We start from the raw sequence: 21,273 nt of genomic DNA, 5'->3' as shown, positions 1-21,273 counted from the left end.
TAAACATTGATATAATAGCATTGTGGAACTTTTTTATGATACCTGTTCGTGTGCATAACTTTTAAAAAGATAAACGGCTCAAATGTTTGCGAAAAGCATAAAAAGATTAAGAAAACATAAATTTAGAGGATAACATGCAAATTAAATTAATTACAGTTGGGAAGTTAAAAGAAAAATATCTCAAAGATGGTATTGCGGAATACAGTAAGCGGTTATCCAGGTTTGCTAAAACAGAGATAATTGAATTAGCGGATGAAAAAACACCAGACAAGGCGAGTGCAGCGCAAAACAAACAAATTTTAAGAAAAGAAGGGCAACGTATTCAGGAAAAAATTGGTTCGCGGGATTATGTGATTGTTTTGGCGATTGAAGGCAAGCAGTTACCCTCTGAAGATTTTGCTCAGAAAATGTCAGAGATCACGCTGTCAGGCTATTCCAATATTACTTTCATTATTGGTGGTTCATTAGGTTTAGATGAAGCTATCAAACAGCGAGCAAATTTTAAAATGAGTTTTGGTTTGTTAACATTACCGCATCAGCTCATGCGATTAGTATTAGTCGAACAAATCTATCGTGCGTATATGATTCAACAAGGTTCCCCGTATCACAAATAGCATGCTCATTATTGGACAAGCAATAGTGAGCAGCGTATAATCATATAAAATAATGAAATTTAGGTGAGGGAATAATAATGGTCAATGAATTTCCACAAGTCTTAACAATTGCGGGCTCAGATTCAGATGGTTCTGCTGGTATGCAAGCTGATTTACATACTTTTTTTATTCGGAAAACCTATGGTATGAGTGTTCTTGTGGCAGCTGTGGCTGGTAATTCATATGGAATCCATGCTGTTGAAACACTACCTTTATCTTTTATTTCAAAGCAATTTGATGTTTTAGCCAGCGATTTTCATATACGAGCAAGTAAAACCGGCATGTTGTCAGATGCTGATTTGATTCATACAGTAGCAGATGCTTACCAAACATATGATTTTGGTCCACTAGTGGTCGACCCTGTAATCACGACAAAACACGGGGCGCAATTATTAGAGGATCGTGCCTTTCAAGCACTGAAAACCAAGTTATTACCTTTAGCAGAAGTAGCGACACCTAACTTCTTTGAAGCGCAGTTATTAACTGGTATCACAATTGAGACGGAAGAGGAGCAACGGCTTGCAGCGCAAGCTATCCAAACATTAGGGGCTAAAAATGTCATTGTGAAAGGTTGGCACCATCTGGCAGCGCAGTCAGAGGTTGCTGATTATGTGCTGTTAGCTGATGGCACTGATTTTTGGCTACGCCATCAATATTTTGAGACGACGCATATCAACGGTACTGGTGATACACTGAGTGCTACAATTGCCGCTGAACTCGCTAAAGGAACAGATGTGGCTACTGCCATACATATTGCGCATGATGTTACAACGGCAGCGATTGCCCATGAAATTGCTGTTGGTCATAAATTTGGACCAATCAATCATTGGGCTGCTGAAAATATTTGATAGCATAATTTTTTGTAAATTAAAAAAGCCATACAATTTATTGTATGGCTTTTATTGACTAGAAAACTATTCTTTCTGGTTTTTAGTTTTTAAAAAATAGGTCAATGCCGCAGCGAATAACATGAGAAGTGCTGCTGTGATAAATGTGACACGGATACCGTGTAATTGAATACGTGTAGCAATCATACTAAAGTGTGTGTCAGCATAACCCATTGAGGATTTGGTCATAATTGTGACAAGGGCAGCTGTTCCAAATGAAGCTGAAATTTGACGAATAGTTGTAAACATTGCTGATCCGTCAGGCATTAAACTTAATGGCAAGGCGTTAAAAGCTTCGGTTTGAATCGGCATCAAAACTAATACCAAACCAAGTTGCCGAATAAATTGTCCCACTACAGCTAACCAAAGTGGGGAAGTGAGAGACATAGAGGCCAAGATAAAGGTGCCGATACTTGTCGTGATAATACCAATTAAGGCTAAGTATTTAGCGCCATAACGATCATATAATCGTCCACTCCAAGGTGATAAGAAAGCCGTGACTAAGGCACCGGGAAATAGGACTAATCCAGAGACAAAAGCAGAGGTTTCACGAACTCTTTGCATGTAAAGAGGTAGCATCATGGCACCGCCATACATTGCAATCATCAAGACAACGTTAATTAAAGTTGCAATAATAAAATCACGATATTTTAGGACAGCCATATTCAGTAATGGTGTCTTAACAGTTAATTGTCGCCAAATAAATAATCCAGTGACCACTAAGCCAATAAGGACAAATCCCCATACCGTAAACTCTGACCAGTCACTTGCACCTGCACTAGAAAAGCCATACAATAGTGAGCCGAGTCCAATACTGGAGAGCACAACACCTAGAAAGTCGAATTTGAGTATTTTTTGTTCACCGATATTTTGTAACAAAAAATAGGCCAGAATGAAATTAGCAATAATTAATGGTGCAACTAGGAGGAAAAGATAACGCCATGATAGGTTAGTAACAATAAGTCCAGATAATGTCGGACCTAGTGCCGGCGCAAAGTTGAGTGCCAGTCCAATACTACCCATCGCACCACCACGTTTGTCTGGTTCAAATAAATTCATGACGACCACGTTCATTAGTGGACCAAAAACGCCAGCTCCTAAGGCTTGAATCATACGACCAGTAATCAGTATGGGGAAGTTGGGTGCAAATCCGGCAATTAAGGTACCTGCGGCAAACAAGGCAACGGCAGTGAGATACAAACGACGTGTAGTCAGTCGTTGGATCAAGAAAGCAGTGAGTGGCACCATGACACCATTCACTAACATATACCCATTTGTCATCCATTGACCAAGATCAGTACCAATATGGAATTCGCTCATGATATTAGGCAAGGCCACATTCATTAGTGTTTGGTTTAAAAAACCTAGAAACGTACCAATGACTAAAATAATCAAAATAGATTTTTGTTTTTGAGATATATTCAAGTTAGATACTTCCTTTCTTTAGATAAGGATTGTACTTAAATATAATATTAAGTCGATTTAGTGCTTTAATAACATTTTGCCATATTTTAGTATAAAAAAGCAAACAAAAAACCAGTAAAAATACTGGTTTTACGCTTAATTACTTTGTTGAAGGTAATTCTTCTGACTTACCCTTTGCCCATTGTTGCAACTTTGCAATAGCAGTTTGACGTTGTTTCTTGGCTGAGTTGTGTCCGACCTTGCGGGCACGGGCAAATGAATTAAGAGGCTTCTTTAATGCCATGATGGGTACTCCTTTTTAAATGTTTTACATACAAGATATTATTATACGTCATTATTATTAAAAAATCAATATTAATACTGATAAGTATGCTAAAAAAGCCAAGAGTTAAGGTACAATATAGATATGGAATTATGGTCTGAAAATACAATTGAAGAGTTTCGCCGTCAGTTATTAACTTGGTATGATGAAAATGGACGTGCCAACTTACCTTGGCGCCTGAATCATGAACCTTATCGTGTGCTGGTTTCAGAGATTATGTTGCAGCAGACACAAGTAGATACTGTTCTACCTTATTATGAACGATTTATGATTGCTTTTCCTACGGTACAGGATTTAGCTCATGCACCTGAGACACAAGTTTTAAAATTGTGGGAAGGATTGGGGTATTATTCACGCGCGCGTAATTTACAAAAAGCAGCAAAATTTGTAGCTGATGACTTATATGGCAATTGGCCTGAGAGTTCTGATGATTTGCAGGAGTTAGCAGGTGTTGGGCCGTATACAGCTGCTGCAATTGCTTCAATTAGTTTTAATGAAGTGGTGCCAGCTGTTGATGGTAATGCTTTTCGTGTTTTTAGTCGCTTATTGAAAATTGATGATGACATTGCACAAGCTAAAACCCGTAAAATTTTTTATGATGCTATTTTACCCATTGTCGATCCGCAAAGACCTGGTGATTTTAATCAAGCAATTATGGATCTGGGCTCAAGTTACATGACTGCTAAAAATCCAGATAGTGAGCATTCACCAGTTAAAGCTTTTAATGCAGCTTACCGCGATGGTGTCGAGCTATTATATCCTGTTAAAACTAAGAAGCCAAAGCCTGTTAAACAATTATTTGTAGCGACAGTCTCTCGAAAAGATAATCAACTTTTATTTGAAAAACGGCCTGAAACGGGGTTATTAGCTGATTTTTGGACATTCCCGTTAACGCAAATTAACAGTATTGAGGACATTAAGGGCGAACAACTCAACATTAAACCGGTTGTACATGTCTTTACCCATCGCCGTTGGGAGATATGGTTAGTGAAACATCAAATAACACCACTAGAGAACCAAAAATATTTGACTCAAAACGAATGGCAACAATTATCCTTGCCAACTTTACAACACAAATTACTCAAAGCTTTGGAGGAATGCGACTAATGTTTCTAAATGCAAAATATAAGAACTTGTTTTTTTGGACAATTGAATCTTTAGCAGTTGCTTTATTGATTTTTATTGTGTCACGATTTGATTTTTTGATGCATCCACTGTCAGTATTTATTTCTACGGTGTTTATGCCATTAATTGTTGCTGGTTTTTTATACTATGTGTTAAAACCAATATTATCGCGTATTGAAAAGATAAAAATTTTCGGTAAAAAGCTACCACACCAATTGGCAGTTATTCTGACATTTTTGTTATTCTTAATTGTTATTGCCGGGGCCTTGGTTTTACTGATACCAACATTATTACGTGAAATGTCGAATTTTATTAATGCATTCCCATCTTTTGCTCAAGATGTGCAGCGTTTTGTGACAAAAACGTTGAATAGTCAGTGGTTTGAGAATTTGAATTTATCAATTGATGCTGATCAAGTAAAAAATACTGTAGGTCAATATGCATCATCATTCCTAACTGTTACAGCGGGAACATTGGGTAATGTTATCTCGATGGTCACAACATTTACCATTAACTTGGTCACAATTCCGGTCGTTCTCTTTTATATGTTAAGTGATAGTGATCGACTTCTACCTGCTATCAAAAAAATGTTTCCACAACGTCAGTCAGAGCATATCAATGAACTAGCAGCAAAAATGGACAGTACGATTGAAAAATATATTTCTGGACAAGCTATTGAAATGTTGTTTGTAGGTCTCGCGATGGCTATTGGCTATTTAATTATTGGGCAACCATATGCTTGGTTATTGGCTGTTATTGCTGGTGTTACAAACATTGTCCCCTACATTGGTCCATGGATTGGTGTGATTCCGTCATTATTTGTGGCAAGTACACAATCATGGAAACAAGTTGTTTTTGTTCTGATTGTGATGACTATTGTACAACAATTAGATGGTAACTTAGTTTATCCTAATGTGATTGGTAAATCGTTAGCCATTCATCCCCTAACTATTATGATTTTATTAATGGTAGCTGGGAATTTATGGGGTATTATTGGCATGATATTGATTGTACCGGTTTATGCTGTTTTACGTACAATTCTTGAATTTAGTATTGAACTATTTTCATTGACCAAAAAAAATACTTGAAAAACAACAAACGGATGAGTTGAAACCTATGGGTTTTGACTCATTTTAATATGACATATTTTATTTCGCTAATCCATTGATACGTGACCGTTAAATTAGGTATTGACGTGCGGGCAAATATACAGTACACTAATAGAGTTGTTAAAACAACTAAATTGCGGGTGTGGCGGAATTGGCAGACGCGCTGGATTTAGGTTCCAGTGCCGCAAGGCGTGCAGGTTCGATTCCTGTCACCCGTATAAGAGAGTGTTGACATTCTCTGGGGTATCTAGTATGACACGAGCATACTTGAGTACTTGCCGTTGCCGACTTAGCTCAGTTGGTAGAGCATCTCACTAGTAATGAGGGGGTCAACGGTTCGAATCCGCTAGTCGGCATCATAAAAAAGCAGTGATATTAATATATCACTGCTTTTTTGTTGCATACATTTTTCACTAATCGGCTTTACAAACTAGTGGGGATCATTTACAATACTAGTATGTTAAATAGACTAGTGGAAGGGTAAGATATGAAACCAAATATTTCGAGTCAGATGCTCAAGGGCATTTTACAAGGTGTGATGCTCATGATTTTGGTTAAAAAACCAGATTATGGTTATGGTATTAGCAAACAGATTAATCAATATGGTTTAGACGATATTCCTAAAGGAACAATTTATCCGTTACTGACTATGATGGAAAAACGTGGTTTAGTTGAGGGTAAGATGCAACCATCTGCAGAAGGACCAGATCGAAAGTATTATTTTATTACGTCAGATGGCATCGTAGCTAAGCAGCAATTTATTAAAGAGTGGCAATTTTTAGAGAGTGCAGTGAATCAACTAATAGATGAGGGAACAATAGATGAAAACAAAAGAAATGATTGAAATGAATAATGAATTACGAAAAAATTTGAACGGAGAGAATAAAATATTTTATGAAAATTTATTATTATATCTTAGAATAGAGGGCTTTGCGCGAGATGAAAATAAAATAGAAACACATTTATTAATGATATTACAAGATATTTTAGAAGCACAAAATGATGGCATCGCAGCAGAAACGTATTTTGGAAAAAATCCAAAGGTGATTGCTGATGAATTACTGGCTGAAATGCCACGCAGTCCCTGGGAAGTCATTAAGACAGGTTTATATGTTGTGATGGGTTATATGGGTGTCAGCTTTTTGCCAGCTTTGATGGCGGCTGGCAAACCTGTTGATATTGGTGCCCTAGGGTTATCTGGCTTGTATCTATTTAGTATCGTATTAATTTTATTTAAATACATTGGTCGAACAATTTATAATGTGAATATCATGATACAAAACAAAATTTTGAAATTTTTGGCTACTTTCATAGCCGTAAGTATTGGTATAGCACCTGTGATTTTAATTGGAAGTCTTGTAAAAACGCCAGTTCGTTTTCAACTTGATGGTTGGTCTGGTATTGTTGTGATTATACTTGGCTTAATAATTGGTGCATTTTTATTTATACGTCAAAAAGATAAGACTTTCAGTTTGCCGTTTGTCATATACTTATGTGGTGCTGGTGTATTAGGTATTATGACACGTTTACCAAAAATAGGCCATTTCTTGATGGATACACAAAGTGGACGGTATATCGTTGTTGGCATTATCATTGTTTTACTCGTGATATTCTGGCTGTGGAATATTCTTGTACTTAAAAAAATAAAAAAACTTGATGAAAGCAAATAAAAAAGGCAGCAATCGTATCAAGCGATTGCTGCCTTTTTTTATTATGCGCGGCGTGTTAATTTCACAACGCCTTCCCAACGGGCAGTTTGTGGGAACATATCAATGCTTTGAATATAATCGACTTTATACGCTTTAGTTAAATCAACTAGATCACGTGCAAGTGTTGAAGCATTACACGAAATATAAACAAATTTTTCGGGTTGTGTACGTAAAATCTCGCGACGTAGGGCAGTATCTAACCCAGTTCGTGGTGGATCAACGACAAGTGCATCAGCGACCCAACCTTCGGATTGCCACTTTGGGAAAAGTTCTTCAGCTGTGCCTACTTCATATTTTGCATTGTTAACGTGATTAATTTTTGCATTAATATTTGCATCATCAACTGCTTCTGGGATAATTTCCATACCACGGACTTCATCAACCTTGTCCGCTAAACTTAATCCAATGGTACCAACACCGGCGTACGCATCGACTAATTTGTCAGCATGTGTTAAATCAAGGGCCTCAAGGGCTTCTTTATATACCACAGACATCTGCGTATAGTTTAATTGCATGAAGGCACGAGGTGAGAGTTGGAAGGTCTTGCCAAGTACTGTTTCCTCAATATAATCTTGCCCCCAGAGCTTAATAGTTTCTTCACCCCAAACTAGGCTAGTACGCCCAGGATTAAAGTTTTGGAAAATACCGGTTACTTGAGGTAGTGCTTTGTTCATGGCTTCAATGAGTGCTGTATCACCTGGGAATGCGTCTGTATTCGTGACAAAAGTAACTTGTGCCTCACCAGTGGTATGCGATACACGCACAACGATTGTTTTGACAGTACCACGGTTTTTATCTTCATTATAAATGGATACGGACAATTTATCGAGTAGTTCACGTATTGTACGCATCACTATCATAGTTGTTTGGTCTTGAGTGTGGACTACAGGCAGATCAACTAGGTCGTGTGTACTACGCTTATACATACCAACACTAATTTTGTCACCAATTTTACGAACGGGGAACTGCGCTTTATTACGATATTGGTAGGGATCTGCCATACCAATCGTGTCGCGTAAATCATAGTCAGACCAACCTCTTGGTTGAAATTTTTCTAATGCTTGCATGATGACATCTTTTTTGAATGCCAATTGTGCTGGATAAGTCATGTGCTCGAGTTCAAAACCACCAACTTCATCAGCAAATTCATCAAGTGGTTTAACACGATTTGGTGATTTTTCACGAATTTTCAGTACTTTAGCCGCAATATATTTTGGCTCGACCTCAGTTACTTTAACAACAGCGACTTCGTCAGGTAAAGCACCAGGGACAAAGACAATTTTACGTTTGAAATAACCAATACCTTCACCATTAATACCAAGACGTTTGATAGTTAAAGGGAAGTTTTGACCGATACGAACGCTGACGCCATTAGTGTTCGTATCTGGTCGTCGTGCACCTGATTTACGGGGATCAAATTTTTTGCCATAATAAGGTTTCTTAGGGGAGCTATTGTGACCTTTTTGATAAGGTCGCTTTTTTTCTTCTGTCATGTTTAACTTTCTGCATTGCAATGCCAAATTCTCTATAGTTACCTTACCATCATAACATGTTAAACGTGCTAACTATGGGAAACTTGATTCAATAACATACTGAAATTAAAGTTATTCCACTATTGTGTTATAACACATATGTGTTATAATTTAAGTATGGAGAAAGGGAAAGAATAGCGGACAGTTAAGTTCGCAACCTTTTTCGGTAAAGGAGATGTGGCTAATGATTAGAAGCAGCAACTTTATGAAAGATTACGCACATAATCGTGTGCGAGGTCAAACTAACAAGGACAGTGATTTGGAATGAGATTTGATATTAAGGCATATTTGGATGATAATTCGTTAACTATTTATCGCGTGGCGAAGGATTCTGGGTATGGGTATACGACGATTCATAAATCGTTTAACAAAACACAATCAGATGCAACAAGTTTAAATATGCGTGATCTTGATGCCTTAGCAAAGGCACAACATAAAGCAATGTGGGAAGTACTCAGAGACCTTGAGAAACTTTATTTTGATGAATGATAGCATAAGTGCTTGTATTCCTACAAGTACATTAATAAAAAGGAGATTTTAGACTATGGCTAACAATAATGATTTGTTCAATGATCCATTTGGATCAGATATGAATAATATTTTTAATAATATGATGGGAAATATGAATGGTATGAATTCGGAGAAACGTCGTTACTTAATTAACGGTCGTGAAGTAACCCCGGAAGAATTCGTGAAGTACCGTCAAACAGGACAGTTACCACAAGGACAAGGTAATCCAGCGGTTGGTAATGGGCAGCCACAAGAAGCAGTACAGCAACATGGACAAAGTAAGCAAGAAGGGATGCTGGCAAAGCTAGGTCGTAATTTGACCAAAGAAGCACGTGACGGGTTACTTGATCCAGTCATTGGCCGTAATAAAGAAATTCAAGAAACTGCTGAAATATTAGGACGTCGTACTAAGAATAATCCAGTACTTGTTGGTGATGCCGGGGTTGGTAAGACAGCAGTTGTTGAAGGTTTAGCACAAGCAATTGTTAATGGTGATGTGCCCGCATCAATTAAAGACAAGGAAATTTATAGTATTGATATTTCTAGTTTGGAAGCAGGCACACAATTCCGTGGCGCTTTTGAAGAAAATATTCAAAATTTGATGAAAGAGGTTAAAGCTGCAGGAAATGTTATCCTGTTCTTCGATGAAATTCATCAAATATTAGGTGCTGGATCAACCGGTGGTGAAGATGGTGGCAAAGGTTTAGCTGATATTATTAAGCCAGCATTGAGCCGTGGTGAGATTTCATTAATTGGTGCCACAACGCAAGATGAGTATCGTAACACTATCATGAAGAATGCAGCTTTGGCACGTCGTTTCAATGAAGTAACAGTTAATGCACCTTCACCAAAAGATACACTTGAAATTTTGAAGGGTATTTCAAAACTATATGAGAAGCATCATCATGTAGAATTACCGGCAGATGTTTTAAAGGCAGCCGTTGATTATGCCGTGCAATATATTCCGCAACGCTCATTGCCTGATAAGGCAATCGATTTACTTGATATGACGGCTGCACATTTGTCAGCTAAGAATCCAGTGACGGATAAAGTTAGTTTGGAAAAGCAAATGACTGATGTGAAAGTAAAGCAAGAAAAAGCCGTTGCTGACGAAGATTATGAAGCAGCGTTGAAGTATAAGCACCAAATTGCAGATTTTGAGAAGCAAATATCGGGAGCAGATGAGGCCACTAAGGTTATTGCCACGTCTAACGATGTTGCTGAATCTGTCGAACGATTAACTGGTATTCCTGTTGCTCAAATGGGCGCTTCGGATATTGAACGTTTGAAGACAATAGGTCAACGATTAGCAGGTAAAGTTATTGGACAAGATGAAGCCGTCAATATGGTAGCACGTGCTATTCGTCGTAATCGTGCTGGCTTTGATGAAGGGAATCGGCCAATTGGTAGTTTCCTATTTGTTGGGCCAACCGGCGTTGGTAAAACGGAATTAGCTAAACAATTAGCGCTTGATATGTTTGGTAGTAAAGAAAATATTGTACGTTTAGATATGTCAGAGTATTCGGATCTCACAGCTGTATCTAAGTTAATTGGTACAACAGCTGGATATATTGGATATGATGATAACAGTAATACTTTAACAGAGAAGGTTCGTCGTAATCCCTATTCAATTGTGCTGCTAGATGAAATTGAAAAGGCAAATCCACAAGTATTGACTTTGTTACTACAAGTTATGGATGATGGTCGCTTAACTGATGGGCAAGGTAATGTGGTTAACTTTAAGAATACCGTGATTATTGCCACATCAAATGCCGGTTTTTCAGATAAGAGTGAAGGTGAGCTAATGGATCGATTGGCACCATACTTCCGTCCAGAATTCTTGAATCGTTTTAATGGTGTGATTGAATTTTCAGCATTAAGTAAGCAAGACTTGAAGCAGATTATTGATTTGATGTTAGATGATGTGAATAAGACATTGGCTAAGAAAGAGTTAACATTAAAGGTATCTGACGATGTTAAAGATCATTTGATTGAGGCGGGTTACGATGAGGCATTAGGCGCACGACCACTACGTCGTGTGATTGAGCAACAAATTCGTGATCAAGTAACCGACTTTTATCTAGATAATCCTGGTGAAAAAGACTTACAAGCAGATTTAGTTGATGATAAAGTTGTCATTTCAGCAGTCGTTAGTCAGTAATTTAATATAAAATGATAGACAATTTTAGGTAATTGTCTATTTTTTTAGTTGATTTTATGATGACAATCAACAGTATCTTAGCTACAATGGATAAATGATAATACAACACGCAATTTTACACATATTAGATATGAACACAGGTAATTTAATAGCCTCACAAGGCGAGATGGCAGTAGATAATGTTGGCGTGGTCGAATATATTGAAAAGCTGACGGCTAAAGTTAGTAACGGCGATGTTAAGACGGGCACTTTGGCACCAGGGTACGTTAAAGACAAGCTAGCAGAATCTGATTTTGCTCATATGACCACAGATTTAGCTACGAAATTATTTGGCACGATTGAAGCTATTGAGACTGTACAACCAGGTGACTTGTTGAGTTTTCAAGCAACAACAGATGAAGGCCGACTATTTGGGTTGTTAAAACTTAATTTCACGCCACGTTATGCGCACACTGTTGAATATATTGATGATAGAATGGTGAATAATTTAGTACTTAATCAGGCCATTTTACCAGCAGCTACCCAAAGCGTCGAAGAAGCTATTTTAGTGAACTTAGATACATGGCATTATCAATTGTTGGAGAAAAAGTACCTGATTGATGGTCACCGTGCAACTTATTTTTCAGACCGATTTCTAGAAATTGTACCTGAAGTATCGGTTAAAGAAAATATTCAAACAATCAAGCGTACTGTCAAAAATGTTGCTGAGCAAGACGATGATCTACCAGAACATGAAGTCTTGGCGATGACACAGGAAGTTATTTATGATGCTCTAGAATCTGGCAGCATTAATACAGATATGATTGCTGAAAAGGTGTTTTCTGATAATATTTCTGCACAACAACAGTACAAAGAAAAAATGACTGATAAGATGGTCGATAAAAGTATTCCTGTTGAAAATACACAGAAATATGAAAAAAAATTTCGAGTACAAAAATTCAAACTAGATTCAGGTATTGAAATTTCAATCCCAATGTCAGTTTATCAAGATAAAAATAAAGTTGAATTCATGAATCATCCAGATGGCACAATGTCGTTAGTGATTAAAGACATTGATTCAGTGTTAAATAAATTTACGGTATAATAAATATAAATACTATGAAATATTGGAGGATATGCTGATACTTGTTGGAATGTCTTGCAGCGTGGTTAGCTGTGTTAGGGCTTAATCCGAACGATACATCAGTGTCATAAACTAATGCCATATAAAGATTCTTATGTTGCTAAAATTCGTGAAATTGTGGGCCATGATTTTGAATTGGTGATGCCTACAAGCGATGTGATTATTGAAAATAATCAAGGTGAGTTATTGATGATTTATAACCGTGATTTTGATGGCTGGGCTTTTCCGGGTGGTTATATTGAACCCGAAATGTCATGGCAAGAAAATGCAGCACGCGAAGCCTTGGAAGAGGCTGGTGTCCATGCTGATCCAGAAAAGTTGCAATTGATTGGTGCTATTTCTGGTCGCCATTATATCGCACATTATCCTAATGGGGATGTTGCTAAGTTGTACAATAACGTTTTTTTGTTGCAAGACTGGCAAGATGAAGCTGGTGAGTTAGATGCCACAGAAATTGATGCCAAAAAATGGATGAGTCTTAAAACTATAGATCATGAACATTTGACTTTTTCTGGGCAAGCTGTGTATCGTGTGTATCGTCAATATAAAGCAACAGGAACAACACAGATGTTAACAATTAATAGCGAACTGCAACGGTTTATTGATGCACAAGATGGTCGAATTGTTGGGGTTAATAGCTATAATGATGCTATCAAGGAATTGAACAATGGACAAAAGCAAACGCACTGGATGTGGTATGTTTTGCCACAGTTACGTGGCTTAGGTAGTAGTGAGCGCGCAACATATTATGGTTTGGACGGTATTCAGGAGGCGCGCGCATATTTAGAAAATGAGCGACTACGTCAACGTTTAGAAAATATCATTAAGGTTACTTTAGCATGGCAAAATGATGATCCAGTTGCTTTGCTCGGTGAAGTAGACGCCATAAAATTTCAAGCCAGTTTGACGATTTTTATTAAGGCATCTGATATAAAAGGCTTATATCAACAGGCATTGGACAAATATTTTGATGGTCAACAGCACCAAGCGACGTTAGAGTTATTAGAGTAATGTTTTCTACATGATAAATTGGAATAAAAGTAGATATTTATTTTGATAAACGAAAGTGATAAAATAACTAAAGTAGAAATAATGCTTAAATTTAGGGGTGGGAGTAGCATGAAAAATTCAAAACAACATTATAAATTATACAAGTCCGGAAAATTTATTTTTACGGTCATGGTAACAGCCTTTGCGACAATGGCTATGGGGGTATCTAGTCAAAATATTTTAGCTGATACATTAACAGAGTCAACACAAGGCGAAACAAAGGTTCAGTCTAGTCAAAGTATATCCAGTCAGTCCGATAGTTCATATACATCATCTCGTTCTGCAAGTGAAACGGCTAATCAATCGAAGATGGAACAGTCAACGCCAGCAACTGTCACAAAAGATAATGACGCCACACTGTCAAGTGCAACGAAACTACCAGACGACCAAGTATCATCTAGTAATGTTCAAGCAACAACACCAGATACGCAAACAGCACCGGTAAAAGCGTATCAAGGGCAAACGAGTTCAAGTGTCACAAACAACGTAACTGGCACGCACCATGATATACAACCTGGATATAAAAGTACCGAGAATAAGATACCAGCGTCAACTCAGCCACAAAAAAAGGCAGCGACAATACCAGAAATTAATTCGAAAAATGGTTTTATTACCGAAAACGGACAAACAAAATATTACCAAAATGGGAATATGGTGACGGGCGAAAAGCATATTGATAATAGATGGTATAATTTTGGTACAGACGGTGTTCAATCCAAAGGATTAACGCAATTGGCACATAAAACTGTTTATTATGATAATAATACCGGTCAAATGCATTATGGCTATCTCAAACAAAACCAAACTTATATGTTTTTTGATTTGTTTGATGGGCATGCAATCACGGGATTACGACACTATCGTGATGGCTTGGAATATTATGGTCAAGATTTGAAACAGGTACGTAATAATTATATTAAAACAAACAATACATATTATTACTTTGGTGCCAATGGTGATGCCATTAAGGGTGCTCGCTATTATGATAAAGGTTTAGAATATTACGGACAGGACTACAAACAAGTACGTAATACCTATGCAAAAACGGGGAATACCTATTATTACTTAAGTGCCAATGGTGATGCTGTCAAGGGTGTTCGCCATTATGATAAAGGTTTAGAATATTACGGACAGGACTATAAACAAGTACGTAACACCTATGCAAAAACAGGGAATACCTATTATTACTTAGGTGCCAATGGTGATGCTGTCAAGGGTGTTCGCCATTATGATAAAGGTTTAGAATATTACGGACAGGACTACAAACAAGTACGTAATACCTATGCAAAAACGGGGAATACCTATTATTATTTAAGTGCCAATGGTGATGCTGTCAAGGGGTTTAGAAAATATAGTAAAACAGGGTTAGAGTATTATGGTAGTGACTATAAGCAGTATCGTAATCGCTATTTTAATGATCATAATATGAATTCATATCATGTTAACCATGCTGGTGACGTAGACAATGTGACATTGAGACATAATTGGTATTCACAACTTAATGAAGGTTACCCAGAGGGGTGTGAAGCAACCGCTTTACAGATAGCTTTATCTAACAAAAATAAATACTATAGCTTGCCAAAAATCTATAATGCAACTGGGTATGGTTATCATAAGACACCAAGCACTGGATTTTATGGTAACCCAAAAGGTGTTGGTAGCGCTAAAACTGAAACAGTATTTGCTTCTAAACTTGCGTCAAGCATGAAAAAATATGATAATAATATTGTTGATATAACAGGTGCCTCTGTTAATGATGTGATCAGTGAGTTGTTAAATGGTAATCCAATTGTGACGTGGGGGGATTATTATTGGCAATTAGGGCGAGCATTTCATGTGATGACGATTGTTGGTTATAATAATAATCAATTTTTAATTTCTGACCCCTATGCAAATTCAAAAAGAGAATATTATATTAGTACAAATAATTGGCATTACGTTAACCATAATAACTACGCGTTAGGTTGGAAAACCCCAAGTGCTATGAATGTTGTTGTGCGTGGATAATTGTATAGTCAATTAAACAAAGCTTTTAATGACCGGAAAATCTGGCGTTAGAGGCTTTTTTGAGTTCAAATCTAGTATTAGAGACGAAAAGCCCCTAGGAAATGTAATAATGTTGATTTTGTAATCAAATATTATCATATTCCCTAGGGGTACTATCTTATTATATTTTAATGCAATTGTTTGCTGTTTTGCAAAAGAACCATGGATTAAGCTTGAGTAGCAGCTGCCTCTTTATAATCAGGTGCTAATTTATTAACTGGTGGTGTAAATTCACGCATAGATTCTGCTAGATGTACGAAATGTGTCACTAGTCGGTGATTAGGTGCTTGTGTGCCGTGCTTATCAGCCAAATCAGCAATCCAACCATTGATATAATCCACTTCTGTGGGACGTCCTTTAACAAAATCTTGATACATTGAAGGGAAATGAAGTGGATTAGCGACGTTAGAAACATAGTCCACTTGGGCCACCATTTCATTACGTGTTTCAATCAGTTTGATACCAGCTGCTTCAGCGGCATCATAAGCTTCATTAATCAAGGGACGTGCGATACCCTCTAAAAAGTTATCATAGGCCATTAACTGCCCCATACGTGACTGGAACATTGTTGCAATTGAATTTTCAACTGCGTTAAAAAAGACTTTAGTAAGCAATGTTCCCATGAAATTTTCAGTGTAAGATGGATTCAAATGTGCTGCTTGAAAATCTTTTTGAAGCAAGTCCATGGTTTCTGAAGGCTGCTCAGTTAAGTTTGCATAAACGGATGAGCCGGCACTCTCAGCACCCATAAAGTCAACATCCCCGTAATCATTTAATACGGTAGCGATCATAGCTGTACCACCAATAATATGGGCATCATCGAAATAATTTTGTAACTTTTCAATGTGTCCCATACCGTTCATCGCACCTAATGCTGTTTGTCCAGGTTTGAATTTTGGCTTTAGACGATCAAGTGCATCTTGTAACTGCATTTGTTTCATAAAAAATATCCAAACATCAGGCGTACCATTATATTCTTCAGGTGAGAAAATATTAATTTTAATTTTATGTTTGTCTTGATGATCGCGTGATTTCCACACTTGATCATCCTGCTCATGGATTTTATCGAGACTAGCTTGTGTTGGTTCAATAAAATCAACTGCAACACCAGCATTTTCTTGAAGTAAAATCCCATATCTCAACCCCATAGCGCCCGCACCAACTACTGCATATTTCATAATATGAATCCTCCTATTAATTATTGATGATATAATTCTAATCTTAACTCTAATTTAAGTCAAGTCAAAATTTAATTTTTTAATTTGTACAACTCATGAAAATTACCGTATAATGAAGGAATAGTGCGTTTGCACATTTCGAAATAGAAGGAATTAAGATGTCTAGAGAAATTTATTTAACAGGTGATCGTCCAACTGGTAAATTACATATTGGTCACTATATTGGTTCGTTAAAAAACCGTGTAGCCATGCAAAATTCAGGAGACTACGATCCCTTTGTCATGATTGCGGATACACAGGCGTTTACCGACAATGCACGTAATCCAGAAAAAATCAGGCAATCGTTAACCGAAGTGGCGTTGGATTATTTAGCCGTGGGGATTGACCCTAGCAAAACAACTATCTTTGTTCAGTCACAAATTAAAGGTTTGCCAGAATTAACAGATTATTTTATGAATTTAGTTTCCGTTGCTCGTTTGCAACGCAATCCAACAGTCAAATCTGAAATCGCTCAAAAAGGCTTTGGTGAAGGCATTCCAGCTGGTTTTTTAACTTATCCTGTATCACAAGCCGCCGATATTACGATTTTTCGTGCAACCAAGGTACCGGTCGGTGATGATCAAGAACCGATGATTGAACAGACACGTGAGGTAGTACGTTCATTTAATAGTGCTTATAATTCTGATGTCCTAGTTGAACCTGTAGGTGTCTTTCCGCCTAAAGGGCAAGGGCGCTTACCAGGTATTGATGGTAATGCTAAAATGTCAAAATCACTAAATAATGGGATTTATCTTTCAGATGACGCTGATACGTTAGCTAAAAAAGTAAAATCAATGTACACAGATCCATTACATATCAACATTGCTGACCCAGGGCATGTAGAAGGAAATGTCGTCTTTACTTATTTAGATATTTTTGATCCTGATAAGCAAGCTGTGCAAGTGTTAAAAGAGCAGTATATGGCTGGTGGTTTGGGTGACATGAAGTTAAAGCGCTATTTGATTGAGGTTATGGAAACAGAATTGGCCCCAATAAGAGAAAAACGTCAAACATTTGCTCAAGATATTCCTGAGGTGATGCGTATGTTAAAGGACGGATCTGAGCGCGCTAATGCTGTTGCCGAAGCGACAATGAAAGATGTTCGTCATGCGATGGGCATTGATTACTTTGGTTAAATGAGATAAAAGTAAAATAAAAGCAGGCAGTTCTCATTGAGAATTGCCTGCTTTTACTTATTGTCCTGTAGTATTTTCATTATTTGAATCATCTAACGTATTAGCAGTTGCTGGGTCGTCAGGGGTTGTTTTACCGTCATCTTCAGAAGGGCGTAAAGAAGCCGCAATGGCTGATAGTTCACTTGGCACTTCACCGCCGTACGGTAAGCCAGTGTTTTCACTTTTTAATCCGAGCGTTTTACGCGCTAAATCAGTGACGCGTTGCTTTTCTTTTTGAGGAATAACTTCATATGCAACGTTATTACCCTCAGAATCAGGATAACTTGTACCAACACCTTGCATATGTTCAGTTACAATATTATTTTTAGCTTTAATGTATTTACTTGCTAGCGTTGTCATATCACCAAATGTTAAATCAGTGCGTACATTTTTTGAAATCGTTGACATAAACTGATTGTTGAGTAAACTTGATACATTGGCAGATTTATTGATGAGACCTTCCAGCACAATGCGTTGTCGTTGCTGGCGACCGTAATCACCATTTGGGTCGTCATAGCGCATACGAGAGAAAGCTAGAGCAGCATCGCCATCCATGACTGTTCTTGATTTTGACCATGTTTTGCCATTATCATCAGAGTGTTCATATTTTGTCTCACCTTTATGGAAACGATATAAATTAGGGCCATAAGCATGTGCAGTTTCTTGACTGTAGACAAAGTCAATCGGTGATTTAATTGAAATACCACCAACTTGATCAACCATCTTGGATAATCCGGACATATTGACCAAAGCGTAGAAATCAACTGGAATGTTCAAAAAAGATTCAACAGTTTTAATTGAAGTAGAAGTTGAGCCATAGGCATAGGCAGCATTTAACTTTTGAGGGAAAGTATTTTCATAACCAACAATCGAAACCATAGCATCTCGTGCTAAGGATATCATTGTTGTTTTTTGTGTTTCAGGATTAACTAGCAATAACATCATTGAGTCAGTGCGTCCCTTGTAGGTACGTCCCAATTCCCCAGTATCTGTCCCATATAGTAAGATAGAGATTGGACGTCCGCTTTTAACCACATTAGATACATTACGTGATTTATTTACACCAGTTCCAGCATAAGATTCATCGATAGCACCTTTAGTGTTTTTAAAAGCCCACCAAGATAAACCACCAGCAGTAAGGATGATAATAGCTAGCAAAACTAAAATAGTGTTACGAACACGATGTTTTTTTACTTGATTTTTTTCAGCACGCGTCGGCGTCTGTGTATTATTATCCATGCGGAAAGAGCTCCTAATGTAGTATGAATAGTAGTTATTAAAATAAAAAGCAACTATATACTAGTATAACTGATTAGTATAAAAATAAAGTTAAATATTTTAAAAGATATTATATTATAATGCTTTAGTTTTGGACAAAGGCATAGGAACTAAATTGTCATGGTATGAGGTAGCTGGTCAAATGTTTGGTTTTATTGACACACTATTTTAAAAAGTGCTATAATATCCTAGTTATCAAAGAGGATGCAACCAATATTAGTCACATAAGCTAGTCTGCCAAAGACAGTGAACTTATGTAAAAGGAGCGGTTGCCGAAATTTCATTTATGGCATAATGAAATTGGGCTAACAATTAATAGTTGTTAGACTGTCACGGAAACGTGGTGCGCTTTGGAAAGTTAATTTTAAACTGACTTTTTGAACGAAACCTTTTTCTAACCATAGACAGAGGTTTTTTTATTTGCCTCGACAAGGAGAGTTTCATGACTGAAGAAAATGCTGGTATAAAACGTAATTTGAAGACACGTCATGTTTCAATGATTGCCTTAGGTGGGTCAATTGGAACAGGACTGTTTGTTGCATCAGGTGCTACTGTGGCACAAGCAGGGCCATTAGGTGCAATCGTTGCTTACTTAGCAATTGGTGTGATGGTGTATTTTTTAATGACGAGTTTAGGTGAAATGGCAACATACGCACCAACATCTGGGTCATTTTCTGACTATGCCGGTAAATATGTTGATCCAGCCTTAGGATTTGCCATGGGTTGGAATTATTGGTTTAACTGGGCGATTACTTTAGCTGTTGATATTGTTGCCGTTGGGTTAGTAACGAAATTTTGGTTTCCAAATACACCTGGATGGATTTTTTCATCAATCGCGTTGGTACTCATTTTTTTGATCAATTTATTTTCAGTGGGTGCTTTCGGCGAAACTGAATTTTGGTTATCTATGATCAAAGTGATTACGATTATCGCGTTTTTGATTATCGGTATTGCAACAATTTTTGGTGTTATTCATTCAAATATTGATGTGATGAAGAACTTATCTGTTGGTAATCATGGCTTTGTCGGTGGGCCACAGGCTATTTTATCAGTTTTTGTTGTCGCGGGATTTTCATTTCAAGGCACTGAATTAATTGGTATTACGGCTGGTGAAGCTAAGGATCCTGACAAGTCAGTGCCCAAGGCTATTAACCAAGTATTTTGGCGTATTTTACTATTTTATATTTTAGCAATTTTTGTTATTTCTGCTTTAGTTTATTATCAAGATTCACGTTTATTGAGTTCATCAACAGAAAATATTGCTGTTTCACCTTTTACCATCGTGTTTAAAAATGCAGGAATTGCTTTTGCTGCAAGTTTAATGAATGCTGTCATTTTAACATCAATTGTTTCTTCAGCTAATTCAGGGTCTTATGCTTCAACACGCATGCTGTACGCTATGGCACGTAAAGGCGATGCACCAAAAATATTCTCCAGGTTATCAACTCGTGGTGTGCCTGTATTTGCTCTGATTTTGACAACACTGATTGGACTATTAGCTTTTATTTCTAATACAAAAGGTGGTTCAGTTGCTTATACTTGGCTTGTTAATGCTTCTGGTTTGACAGGCTTTATAGCTTGGGTAGGTATTGCAATATCTCACTATCGTTTCCGACGTGCTTATGTGGCACAAGGTAAAGACTTGAATGATTTGAAATATAAAGCAAAATGGTTCCCATTTGGGCCAATATTTGCTTTGATTATCTCAATTGGGGTGATCATTGGACAAGATCCTGCTAGTTTCACACATTTGAATCTTGAAAAAATTGCGATTACTTATTTGTCAGTACCGCTGTTTATTGTCTTATTTGTTTGGTATAAAATAACACACAAAACTAAGATGATTAAATTAGAGGATGTTGACTTGGAGCAACACCGTTGAATATTTAGTGTAAACATCACTTTATGAGTGATGTTTTTATATTAATATAAAAACATTTGTTAACTGATA

18 protein-coding genes, 2 tRNA genes and 1 riboswitch are annotated in these 21,273 nt (G+C 37.2%); of the genes, 15 read left to right on the top strand and 5 right to left on the bottom strand.

Annotation, left to right across the window (positions count from 1 at the left end; translation table 11 throughout):
* Window positions 1–134 precede the first annotated feature (134 nt).
* Together rlmH and thiD are read left to right on the top strand one after the other, a co-directional pair.
* Window positions 135–614, top strand: a complete 480-nt coding sequence (gene rlmH / locus HNQ98_RS07220; protein ID WP_135197845.1) for a 23S rRNA (pseudouridine(1915)-N(3))-methyltransferase RlmH — start codon at window positions 135–137, stop codon at window positions 612–614.
* 77 nt (window positions 615–691) lie between these two features.
* A complete protein-coding gene (thiD, locus tag HNQ98_RS07215) occupies window positions 692–1,501 on the top strand; it encodes a bifunctional hydroxymethylpyrimidine kinase/phosphomethylpyrimidine kinase (protein ID WP_135197844.1) in 810 nt (269 codons plus the stop codon).
* 66 nt (window positions 1,502–1,567) lie between these two features.
* On the opposite strand, the gene HNQ98_RS07210 is transcribed toward thiD, so the two are convergent.
* Together HNQ98_RS07210 and HNQ98_RS07205 are read right to left on the bottom strand one after the other, a co-directional pair.
* Window positions 1,568–2,965: a DHA2 family efflux MFS transporter permease subunit gene (locus tag HNQ98_RS07210; RefSeq protein ID WP_014974930.1), complete on the bottom strand. Its 1,398-nt coding sequence runs from the start codon at window positions 2,963–2,965 to the stop codon at window positions 1,568–1,570.
* A 139-nt stretch (window positions 2,966–3,104) separates the two neighbouring features.
* Window positions 3,105–3,248 carry a hypothetical protein gene (locus HNQ98_RS07205; protein WP_014974929.1) on the bottom strand — a complete coding sequence of 48 codons (144 nt, stop codon included), beginning with the start codon at window positions 3,246–3,248 and terminating at the stop codon, window positions 3,105–3,107.
* Window positions 3,249–3,371: 123 nt separating this feature from the next.
* Between HNQ98_RS07205 and mutY the strand changes: the two genes are divergently transcribed.
* The 6 genes from mutY (at window position 3,372) to HNQ98_RS07175 (ending at window position 7,191) form a co-directional block, all read left to right on the top strand.
* The gene (gene mutY, locus HNQ98_RS07200) at window positions 3,372–4,394 is read left to right on the top strand and encodes an A/G-specific adenine glycosylase (RefSeq protein ID WP_135197843.1); all 1,023 of its coding nucleotides are present in this window, start codon (window positions 3,372–3,374) and stop codon (window positions 4,392–4,394) included.
* Window positions 4,394–5,500 (top strand): AI-2E family transporter, encoded by a 1,107-nt coding sequence (locus HNQ98_RS07195; RefSeq protein ID WP_135197842.1) that lies wholly within the window; start codon window positions 4,394–4,396, stop codon window positions 5,498–5,500. The genes mutY and HNQ98_RS07195 overlap by 1 nt, the downstream gene beginning before the upstream one ends.
* Window positions 5,501–5,657: 157 nt before the next feature.
* Window positions 5,658–5,739: transfer RNA gene (locus HNQ98_RS07190), tRNA-Leu, on the top strand.
* Between the two features lie 65 nt (window positions 5,740–5,804).
* Window positions 5,805–5,877: transfer RNA gene (locus HNQ98_RS07185), tRNA-Thr, on the top strand.
* 131 nt (window positions 5,878–6,008) lie between these two features.
* Window positions 6,009–6,365 (top strand): PadR family transcriptional regulator, encoded by a 357-nt coding sequence (locus HNQ98_RS07180; protein ID WP_135197841.1) that lies wholly within the window; start codon window positions 6,009–6,011, stop codon window positions 6,363–6,365.
* On the top strand, window positions 6,343–7,191 hold the full coding sequence (locus HNQ98_RS07175) for a DUF1129 domain-containing protein (protein ID WP_135197840.1): 849 nt from the start codon (window positions 6,343–6,345) through the stop codon (window positions 7,189–7,191). The genes HNQ98_RS07180 and HNQ98_RS07175 overlap by 23 nt, the downstream gene beginning before the upstream one ends.
* A gap of 41 nt (window positions 7,192–7,232) precedes the next feature.
* On the opposite strand, the gene rlmD is transcribed toward HNQ98_RS07175, so the two are convergent.
* Window positions 7,233–8,723, bottom strand: a complete 1,491-nt coding sequence (rlmD, locus tag HNQ98_RS07170; protein WP_135197839.1) for a 23S rRNA (uracil(1939)-C(5))-methyltransferase RlmD — start codon at window positions 8,721–8,723, stop codon at window positions 7,233–7,235.
* Window positions 8,724–9,026: 303 nt separating this feature from the next.
* Between rlmD and HNQ98_RS07165 the strand changes: the two genes are divergently transcribed.
* The 5 genes from HNQ98_RS07165 to HNQ98_RS07145 all read left to right on the top strand — a co-directional run bounded on the left by HNQ98_RS07165 (window position 9,027) and on the right by HNQ98_RS07145 (window position 15,613).
* Entirely contained in the window at window positions 9,027–9,251 is a 225-nt protein-coding gene (locus tag HNQ98_RS07165; RefSeq protein WP_014974923.1) for a hypothetical protein, read from the top strand.
* Between the two features lie 55 nt (window positions 9,252–9,306).
* On the top strand, window positions 9,307–11,433 hold the full coding sequence (locus tag HNQ98_RS07160) for an AAA family ATPase (RefSeq protein ID WP_019039884.1): 2,127 nt from the start codon (window positions 9,307–9,309) through the stop codon (window positions 11,431–11,433).
* 94 nt (window positions 11,434–11,527) lie between these two features.
* Complete coding sequence (locus HNQ98_RS07155) at window positions 11,528–12,517, top strand: nucleoid-associated protein (protein WP_135197838.1); 990 nt, start codon at window positions 11,528–11,530, stop codon at window positions 12,515–12,517.
* Window positions 12,518–12,631: 114 nt separating this feature from the next.
* Complete coding sequence (locus HNQ98_RS07150) at window positions 12,632–13,567, top strand: DUF1810 family protein (protein WP_019040526.1); 936 nt, start codon at window positions 12,632–12,634, stop codon at window positions 13,565–13,567.
* 108 nt (window positions 13,568–13,675) lie between these two features.
* Window positions 13,676–15,613, top strand: a complete 1,938-nt coding sequence (locus HNQ98_RS07145; RefSeq protein ID WP_172600987.1) for a KxYKxGKxW signal peptide domain-containing protein — start codon at window positions 13,676–13,678, stop codon at window positions 15,611–15,613.
* A 206-nt stretch (window positions 15,614–15,819) separates the two neighbouring features.
* On the opposite strand, the gene HNQ98_RS07140 is transcribed toward HNQ98_RS07145, so the two are convergent.
* On the bottom strand, window positions 15,820–16,830 hold the full coding sequence (locus tag HNQ98_RS07140) for a ketopantoate reductase family protein (protein WP_135198206.1): 1,011 nt from the start codon (window positions 16,828–16,830) through the stop codon (window positions 15,820–15,822).
* A 158-nt stretch (window positions 16,831–16,988) separates the two neighbouring features.
* On the opposite strand from HNQ98_RS07140, the gene trpS reads away from it, so the two are divergent.
* Window positions 16,989–18,005 (top strand): tryptophan--tRNA ligase, encoded by a 1,017-nt coding sequence (gene trpS, locus HNQ98_RS07135; protein WP_184285033.1) that lies wholly within the window; start codon window positions 16,989–16,991, stop codon window positions 18,003–18,005.
* Between the two features lie 57 nt (window positions 18,006–18,062).
* Here trpS and HNQ98_RS07130 read toward each other — a convergent pair whose 3' ends face one another.
* Window positions 18,063–19,283, bottom strand: coding sequence for an LCP family protein (locus HNQ98_RS07130; RefSeq protein ID WP_135197835.1), 1,221 nt, complete (start codon window positions 19,281–19,283; stop codon window positions 18,063–18,065).
* A gap of 229 nt (window positions 19,284–19,512) precedes the next feature.
* Window positions 19,513–19,681: riboswitch (Lysine riboswitch) on the top strand.
* An 83-nt stretch (window positions 19,682–19,764) separates the two neighbouring features.
* Here HNQ98_RS07130 and HNQ98_RS07125 point away from each other — a divergent pair.
* Window positions 19,765–21,204 carry an amino acid permease gene (locus tag HNQ98_RS07125; protein ID WP_135197834.1) on the top strand — a complete coding sequence of 480 codons (1,440 nt, stop codon included), beginning with the start codon at window positions 19,765–19,767 and terminating at the stop codon, window positions 21,202–21,204.
* Window positions 21,205–21,273: the final 69 nt, after the last annotated feature.

Origin of the sequence: Leuconostoc carnosum (assembly GCF_014207505.1) — a bacterium.
Taxonomy (GTDB): domain Bacteria; phylum Bacillota; class Bacilli; order Lactobacillales; family Lactobacillaceae; genus Leuconostoc; species Leuconostoc carnosum.
Note: the sequence above shows the minus strand (reverse complement) of the source record. Positions and strands in the feature narration are given on the sequence as shown.